6 protein-coding genes and 1 pseudogene are annotated in these 7,870 nt (G+C 63.1%); 5 read left to right on the top strand and 2 right to left on the bottom strand.

Going from position 1 to position 7,870, the window contains the following annotated elements; all coding sequences use genetic code 11:
- Positions 1 to 205 precede the first annotated feature (205 nt).
- The 4 genes and pseudogenes from Q1A87_RS22330 to Q1A87_RS22315 form a co-directional block, all read left to right on the top strand.
- Positions 206 to 481, top strand: a pseudogene (locus tag Q1A87_RS22330) (IS5/IS1182 family transposase); the annotation flags it as partial.
- Between the two features lie 403 nt (positions 482 to 884).
- Positions 885 to 2,066: a hypothetical protein gene (locus Q1A87_RS22325; RefSeq protein WP_299656730.1), complete on the top strand. Its 1,182-nt coding sequence runs from the start codon at positions 885 to 887 to the stop codon at positions 2,064 to 2,066.
- A 234-nt stretch (positions 2,067 to 2,300) separates the two neighbouring features.
- Positions 2,301 to 3,242, top strand: coding sequence for a formate/nitrite transporter family protein (locus Q1A87_RS22320; RefSeq protein WP_299656726.1), 942 nt, complete (start codon positions 2,301 to 2,303; stop codon positions 3,240 to 3,242).
- Between the two features lie 486 nt (positions 3,243 to 3,728).
- Positions 3,729 to 5,105 carry a DUF2254 domain-containing protein gene (locus Q1A87_RS22315; RefSeq protein WP_363323056.1) on the top strand — a complete coding sequence of 459 codons (1,377 nt, stop codon included), beginning with the start codon at positions 3,729 to 3,731 and terminating at the stop codon, positions 5,103 to 5,105.
- A 353-nt stretch (positions 5,106 to 5,458) separates the two neighbouring features.
- Here Q1A87_RS22315 and Q1A87_RS22310 read toward each other — a convergent pair whose 3' ends face one another.
- Together Q1A87_RS22310 and Q1A87_RS22305 are read right to left on the bottom strand one after the other, a co-directional pair.
- Positions 5,459 to 6,391 (bottom strand): IS5 family transposase, encoded by a 933-nt coding sequence (locus Q1A87_RS22310; RefSeq protein ID WP_299656733.1) that lies wholly within the window; start codon positions 6,389 to 6,391, stop codon positions 5,459 to 5,461.
- A gap of 38 nt (positions 6,392 to 6,429) precedes the next feature.
- Positions 6,430 to 6,594: a hypothetical protein gene (locus Q1A87_RS22305; RefSeq protein ID WP_299656724.1), complete on the bottom strand. Its 165-nt coding sequence runs from the start codon at positions 6,592 to 6,594 to the stop codon at positions 6,430 to 6,432.
- An 89-nt stretch (positions 6,595 to 6,683) separates the two neighbouring features.
- Between Q1A87_RS22305 and Q1A87_RS22300 the strand changes: the two genes are divergently transcribed.
- Positions 6,684 to 7,130 (top strand): MarR family winged helix-turn-helix transcriptional regulator, encoded by a 447-nt coding sequence (locus Q1A87_RS22300; protein ID WP_299656721.1) that lies wholly within the window; start codon positions 6,684 to 6,686, stop codon positions 7,128 to 7,130.
- Positions 7,131 to 7,870: the final 740 nt, after the last annotated feature.

Below are 7,870 nucleotides of genomic sequence, written 5' to 3'. Positions count from 1 at the left end.
CCGTAGCGGGCACAGGTTCACATGGTGTCGACGCGTCGGTAGGTCGTCGCGACGAGCCGGCCTCGTCCCATCAGATGGGGCTTGTTGCACATATCGGTGAGAGGGATTCAGTTCGAGAATCCTGTAGTTTAGATCGGTCGGATGCCGAAGCCTGACGCCATCCGCCCCCGCACGACGAACTGGTCCGAATACAACGCCTCGCTGACGAAATGGTCTTGCGTGGAAGCCCGACTGTCCCGCCGCGATCTCCCGAAACGAGACCCTGCGAGCAACGAGATATCTCGGACGAGCCCTCTGGAAGAAATGGGCGGGATACCATGTCCGAAGTCGTGTCGAGGCCCAGATGAACCGCCTGAAGCTTTTCGGGGAGCGGATCATGTCACGTGATCCCGACCGCCAGACTGCCGAAATCCAGATCCGCATCGCCATCATGAACCACTGCTCGGCCCTCGGAATGGCCGAGATCGAAGCTGTCGCCTGAAGCTAGCCAGGGAAGGGGATCGTCAGGCTCGAAGCCGATTAGCGCAACAAGCCCCACGCGCTCGCCTGATGTCGCAAGCCGATCTTGCCGAGGTCTTCGACGTCTTGTGTCCGACCGCCTAGCGGGTCCTGCAACGTGCCCCGAGCAAAGGATCGGAACGTCCGGGCCTGTAACTTCCTTTCACGACGCAACAACGGGAAGGTTAGGAATGCGTGCGAAGGCATCGTCCGCCACCGTTTCGTAAAGCACCATTATCGGCGGTCATGGTGTCCTGTAGGGCGGATCTCATGGACATCGCGATAGCATCCACGTCACAGTGTCGTATGAAATGTACATTCTCTCGGTCCATGACCTGCCCGGGGAGGACTAACGGGTTGGACCCGTCGATGCCTTGTCCGGCGTCGTGACCGAGCGACACCCGACCGGCACCTATGTTTTCGGCGTCATGAAAATGGAGGTCGAAGGCCGCGATTCCGAGCGTTTCGGCGCGATCGTGGCGTCCGCCGTCGCCACGCTGGACAAAACCTTCGCGTCGGAGCCGCGACTGCGGACGCGCACGCTCGCCTTCGCAGGGGCGCATCTGACCCCGGGGGCGGGCAACTACGCGCCGCTCGACTTCCTCGAGATCGGGCTCGCCGAGAAGCTGGAGCGCGACTTGCCGTTCCTGCTGATCGTGACCGAGGTCGACCTGTCATCGTCCTCGCTGGCCTATACGCTGGCGCTGCCGAGCCAGCTGACCAACATTGCAGTCCTGTCCACCCGGCGGCTGGATCCGGAATTCTGGGGCGACGCGCCCGATCCCGAGCGCACGGCCGGACGGCTGGCCTCGCTGATGCTCCATTGCTTTGGGCACCTGAACGCGCTGCACCATGTGAGCGAGCCCACGAACGTGATGTATGCGCTTGAGGGAGTACAGGACCTCGACGGCATGACGCGGCTCGACGCCGACCAGCTTGCGCATATTGCCCACACATTGCCGCGAGAAGCGCGCGAGCGGTCGACCCGCGAGGGCAAGCCGGGCTTCGTGCTGCGGATGCTGTTCGAGGACGCCGGCGTCATCGCGCGGGCGGTAGCGCGCGCCAATCCGTTCCGACTGTTGGCAATGATGCCGACGATGCTGGCGGCAGCGCTGTCGGTAATCGTGGTGCTGATCTTCAGCGCGGAGACCTGGGACGTTGCGGCCGCTGTGTCGGTGCCGCAGATCGGGACGTTCTCGCTCATGTGCCTCGCCTCGGCCGCGTTCGTGCTCTATCGCGCCTTCGCGTTCGACACGCTGCTCAGTCGCGATCGACGGCTCACGGAGTCCGGCATCGTGACGATGGCGGCGACGATCCTGTGCCTGATCCTCACGTTACTTGCGATGTTCGTCCTGTTCGGTGGCCTGATGTACCTCGTCATCATCACCGTCTTCCCCGAGCGGCTGATGGAAAGCTGGCCCGGCACCGGCGAGGCGACGACGGCCGTGGATCACCTCAAGCTGAGTCTGTTCCTCGCCGCAATGGGCGTCCTCGCCGGCTCGCTCGGCGGGCGCACCGACAGCCGCGATCTCGTCCGCGGCGTCCTGTTCATCACGGAGGAGACGTGAACCGTGTCCCACGTCCCGCCGGGAGGCCGCAGTAAGCGAACGCTCGCTGGCAGGCGTCGGACAATACTTCCAACAGTATAGGGGCTTTGTTCCATGACCCGGCTACCTACCAAATCTGGGAGCCTCCGGTAACCGCGGGGCGGTTCGAAGCTAGCGCATTCTGACATGATGCGTCATCGACAGGCCCCCATTACGCTGCCATGTCGAACCCTGCAGAACAGGGAGGCATACTGGATGAGCGCTGAGACCCCGGACCATTCCCGTGCCGGTTCGGGAAAGGAGGCCGGCGAGAGGCGGAAGCATCGGCCCAAGACGGTGATCGATGAAGCCAGCTCCCTGACCGAGGCCGAGGAGGAGAAGGTCGTCGACCGTCTGAGCTTGCGAGCGCCCGCAGTCTATGCCGTGATCAAGGAGGAAGGCGAGGCCGAGATCGCCCGGCCGACCGGCGCGCTGTTCTGGTCCGGTCTGGTGGCGGGCATCGCCATGGGGTTCTCGGTCTTGACCCTCGCTCTCATGCAAATGCACCTACCCGACACCGAATGGGCGCCGCTTGTCGCGTCCGTCGGTTACGCGACGGGCTTTCTTATCGTCATCCTAGGGCGTCAGCAGCTCTTCACCGAGAACACGATCACGGTCGTTCTGCCGCTCATGTCAGAGCGCAGCCGCTCCGCCTTGGGGCAGGTCGCCCGCGTCTGGGGCGTAGTGCTGATTGCCAACTGGATCGGCTGCGTCGTGGTGGCGCTCGGCCTCGTGACCTTCTCGCTCGTTCCGGCGGATGTGAGCGCGGCTGTCCTCGACGTCTCCCAGCACTACGCCGAGCTGACGGCCATCACCGCCTTCCGGCAGGGTATCGGTGCGGGCTTCCTGATTGCGGCCATGGTCTGGATGATGCCCGCTGCGCAGGGTTCCGAATTCGTGCTCGTCACCGCTACGGCATGGCTCATCGCGCTCGGCGGCTTTACCCATGTGATCGCTGGCATGGTGGAAATCGCGGCCTTGGTCCTGGCGGGTGAATTGTCGGTCGTGGACGGTCTGCTCACACTTACCTTGCCTACGCTGGCGGGAAACGTCCTTGGCGGAACGGGGCTCTTCACCCTTCTTGCTTATGCGCAGGTCAAGTCCGAAGTCGACGCCGCCGATCCGGTCGACGAACCGCCCGCGGGACCTAGCCTGTGACCGCTCCGATCATACGCCGAGCCGGGACTGTTGCATTGGCCAGCCTAGAGGTAGCTCGGTTTATCTGAACAGCTTCCAGGCTTCGCTAAGTTAATTTCCGCCGTGGTGACGCCGCCGCTGGGATTGGCAATGGCTGGTTGAGATAGGCCCGGCCTTTATGGTGTGACCGTCCTCCTCGTGGTTCGTTGATGACCCACCTTGGCGCACCAAATGCCGTCGGGGGCGGTCACACCATCAAGACCGCGACAGGCGGTCGAATGGGTCGACACTTTCTATACCCGCCGCGCCCTCGAGGGGGATTGGGAACCGCGACCTCGCCGACCCCGAGTCCAATCGCGTTGCGCGCACATGGCGAAGTCGAAATTGCCGGATCGTTGCCGAGGAGTCGTCGGTAGGGTCCTGCCGTGACCGCTTGATGTTTGGGCGAACGGCAATATGGTTTGCGGTGCGCGCACGGATGGCGTCGCATGGCGCCACGGGTGACGTATTCGCGATCTCGTTTTCAGCCACATCGTCGGGATCAGACGGACCTACTGGTTCTGGCCAAGCGCGATGACCGTCCTCGCGATTATTCTGGGATTCACGCTCCCCTTCGTGGACGAGAAGCTTGGAAGCGACTGGACGAGGAGCCTCGGATTCTTCCGTGCGATTCAGGTGGACGGTGCCCGTGCGATCCTGACGACCTTGGCCGGCGCGGCGCTCGGCGTGGCCGGCGTCGCGTTCTCGATCACGATCGTCGCCGTGTCGTTTGCGAGCTCGAACTACGGCCCTCGTCTGATCGGCAACTTCATGGCCGATCGCACGAACCAGATCGTGCTCGGCGTATTCGTAGCGACCTTCGTCTACTGCATCACCGTGCTCAGCACCGTCCACAACCGGATCGAGTTTCAGGACGAGGCGCTCGAAGCGTTCGTGCCCCAAATCTCCACGCTGTTCGCACTCCTGCTCACGCTGTCCTCTGTTGGCGCGTTGATCGGCTACATCCATCACATTCCCGAATCCATCAACATCATGAACCTGACGGCGAGTATCGGCCGGAAGCTGCACGAGGCAATCGCCGGCCTACCCAGTCCGGAACACGCTGGCCGGGACGAGAGAGAGCCCGTCGACGTGGCCCCTTGGGCCGGACTGCCAACCGGAAAGGGCCGCTCCCATGCGGTGCGCGCGCGCTCGACAGGCTACCTACAGCGGATCGACGTCGGAAGCCTGCAGAATCTCGCGCGGTCAAATGGGGTTCAGGTCCGGATCGACCGCGCCGCAGGGGATTTCCTCGCGACCCGAGAGACCGTAATGACCGTACTGGGACAGTCCGAAGTCGACGCCGGCCTCGAGAAGAAATTCCAGCGTGGCTATACGCTCGGACCCAGCCGAACGGACGACCAGGATGTCCTATTCCTGGTCGACCAACTGGTGGAGGTCGGGGTTCGCGCGCTTTCTCCCGGCGTCAACGACCCACACACGGCCATGCTCTGCCTCGACTGGCTGGGCGCGGCACTCTGCGCGTTTGCGGAACGCCCACCTGCTGAACGACTGCCAGCAGCGTCTACCGTGCTTTATTCGCAGGTGACCTTCGGAGTCATGCTTGACCGAGCTTTCGATCAGATGCGCCAGCATGTCAGCACCGACAGGACCACGGCGCTCTATGCGCTCGCCATTCTGACCGACATCGCCAGCGTCGCCTGTCGGCCCGACATGGCGGCGGGATGCGCCCGACAGGTCACGCGCCTCGCTATGTCCGCCAACGAGCAGCTCACCGAAACGCTGGCACGCGAAGACGTCGAGGAAGCCCGGGCCCGTGCCATCGCCAAGATCGCCGCTCCCCAGGCCGTCGACCTCGGCGACAGTTCCGCCAGGAATGGATAGGTCTCGTTCCAAGGCGTTCTTCGCGACCTCACGATCCTTCAAACCGCGACTCCCGTTCCCCGAAAACCAGTCCGACCGAAGCTAAGGCTTTGAGCACAGGACTCTGATTCCCAACTTTGGACCGCCCGAAAGCAGAGTTTTCCCGGGATCACGTTAATTGATACGTCGATTGGCGCGGCGTGAACAATCGGCAGCGTCGCGTCTCGGGGAGCAGACCAGCCTCGCGAGGCGCACAGGTTCGGAGTGTGACCTTCGGCCTTGCGCGAGCCAGATTAGTCTCACCGGTGTGATCAGCGGGAGGCGTTGTTGCAGAACTCACGCCTGATGCATGATTTTCCCTTACCCCGCTGACGTTATGCAACGCGAACGATCTCGGCAGTGCCGAGGGCATCGAATCGGTTCATGAGGGCGACGCGGATGTGGATCTCGGCGGTTTGGCGGTCGGGGTCTCTCGCGGCGATGCGCTCGCCGAATGCCTTGATGCCTCGCATCTTCGCCTCCACGCGGCTCCGGGCGTGGTATCCGGTCCAGTGCTTCCAGAACGCCCGGCCGTAGTGTCTTGTGGCGCGCAGCGTCTCGTTCCGAGCCTTTGCCGCCGGGCAGTCTTCCTTCCAGGCACGCCCGTTCTTCCGGATCGGAATGATCGGGACAGCCAGCCGTTCGGTGATGGCCGCATGGCAGCGGCGCGTGTCGTAGGCACCATCAGCTGTCACCGTGCCGATCTGTTCGTCCTCGGGGATCTGGCCAAGCAGCTCGGGTAGGATCGGATTGTCACCGTCGCTGCTGGGGGTGAACTCGACTGCTCGGATGTCGAAGGTGTCCGTATCCATGGCGAGATGCACCCTGCGCCACTGACGGCGGCCCTGACCGCCGTGCTTGCGGGCTTGCCACGCTCCATCGCCCGGGACCTTGATGCCGGTGCTGTCCACTAGGAAGCTCAGGGGGCTGTCGATACGGCGGTAAGGGATCTGCGCGGCCAAGGTCTTTTGCCTGCGGCACAGGGTGCTGAAGTCTGGGACAGACCAGTCCAATCCCGCCAGCTGCAGTAGGCTGGCCACCATGCCAGCGGTCTGTCTCAGGGGCAGCTTGAAGAGCACCTTGATCGAAAGGTAGAACTGGATCGCGGCATCGGAGAAGACGGGAGGGCGCGCGAGACGACCTTCATGCGGTGCCAGCCAAGCCATGTCTTGGTCGATCCAGATCAACATCGAGCCGCGCTTGCGCAGCGACGCGTTGTAGCTGGACCAGTTCGTCGTGCGGTAGCGGGTGGGTAAAGGCTTGCTAATGCAAGCCCTCTAACCGCATGGATGCCCGCCGTGAATCGTCAGAAGTCAGAGTTCTGCAACAACGCCCGCTGGATATGGCGGCGAAGCTCGATCTCCTCGGCAAGGAGCGCGGTCCGTGTCGCGCGGTACTCGGCGCTCTCGTTCGGCCAGCCCGCCACTGAACGCGCCGCGAGTTCGGCCGCGGAGGTCAGGCGTCCGGACATGGCATCCTCCGATTCCCTTGAATATAGGTTGATATCAAATTATATTTAGTCTCGTGTCAACAGAAGTTTCTGGCATCGCCACCTTCGGCATGACCTTGCGCGTCCGGGACACCTGTCTCTGCCTGCGCACGCAACGCGCCGCTCGCGCCATCGCCCGCCGCTTCGACGAAGCGCTGCGTCCCGTGGGACTGCGCAGCGGCCAGTTCTCGTTGCTGATCTCGCTCAATCGACCCGAACCGCCGACGGTCGGGTCGGTCGCGTGGCTGCTGGCGATGGACCGCACAACGCTGACGGCGAACCTAAAGCCGCTGGAGCGGCGCGGATTGCTGACCACGGCGCCCGATGCGGAGGATCGCCGCGTCCGCCGGCTTACCCTGACGGGCGATGGGCTCGCCCTTCTAAAACGGGCCGTTCCAATCTGGATCGCGACCCATGAGGCGATCGAGCGCGTCGTCGAGGACGACCTCGAGACGTTGCGCGCTCAACTTGTCGGGCTAAAAAAAGCAGTGTCGATCAAGCCGCCGCCGTCGGAGTGAGGTCCACGTCGTTCGAGGGGACCTCAGGTATCTGCATCCCTCGTTAATGCGTGTTTCAACCACCAAGAAGTGTCACTGTGTCTGCAAATCAGTAGCGTCACCGGTAGGGGGGTCAGGCGAGCCCTTCAGGGGGTGGGCCGGGCAGGCAGGAGACGTCAAGGATCGGAGGTCTGCCCGGCCCCGCCTTTCGCGGCCGGGGCAGCTGCATCGCCCTTCTTCTTGCGGGTGGCCAAGCTGTTCCATCCATCGTTGCGCCGACCGTTGGGCGTGTAGCGGGTCCGTTGGACGGGGCCGCGTCCGGGCCCCGGAGCGGGTCGAGAGTGCGGAAGCCTTGTCAAAAAGGGTGAACCAAGGGCGGATTTGAAGCGCCAAGAGTGAAGATAGGCTCGGACACTACCGTGCCGCTTGGCCGGACCTCCGGTACTGGAAGGTCTCCGGTCCGGTCAGGCTCATCGCACGACTTTAGGCCTTGCGCTTCAAGACAAATCCTTTCCCTTCGAGATGACCAGCACGAAACGCGCATGGCAACCGGCCCGTCGATCCCGGCCGTCAGGCACTTCATGCAACCGCGCCGGAAATTGCCCAATCTCGCCGTGCAGTTCACACTGTCGTAGAACAAAGATTGTAACTCAAAATTAACCAAACTTTACGATAGGTTGCGGGACGTATCCGTCCGGCGTGACCGCCGTTGACATTCAGCGTGGCTGCCAATTCCACGGCGTGAGTTCGTCGATGCGGTT

Source organism: uncultured Jannaschia sp. (assembly GCF_947494055.1).
Classification (GTDB): domain Bacteria; phylum Pseudomonadota; class Alphaproteobacteria; order Rhodobacterales; family Rhodobacteraceae; genus Jannaschia.
Note: the sequence above shows the minus strand (reverse complement) of the source record. Positions and strands in the feature narration are given on the sequence as shown.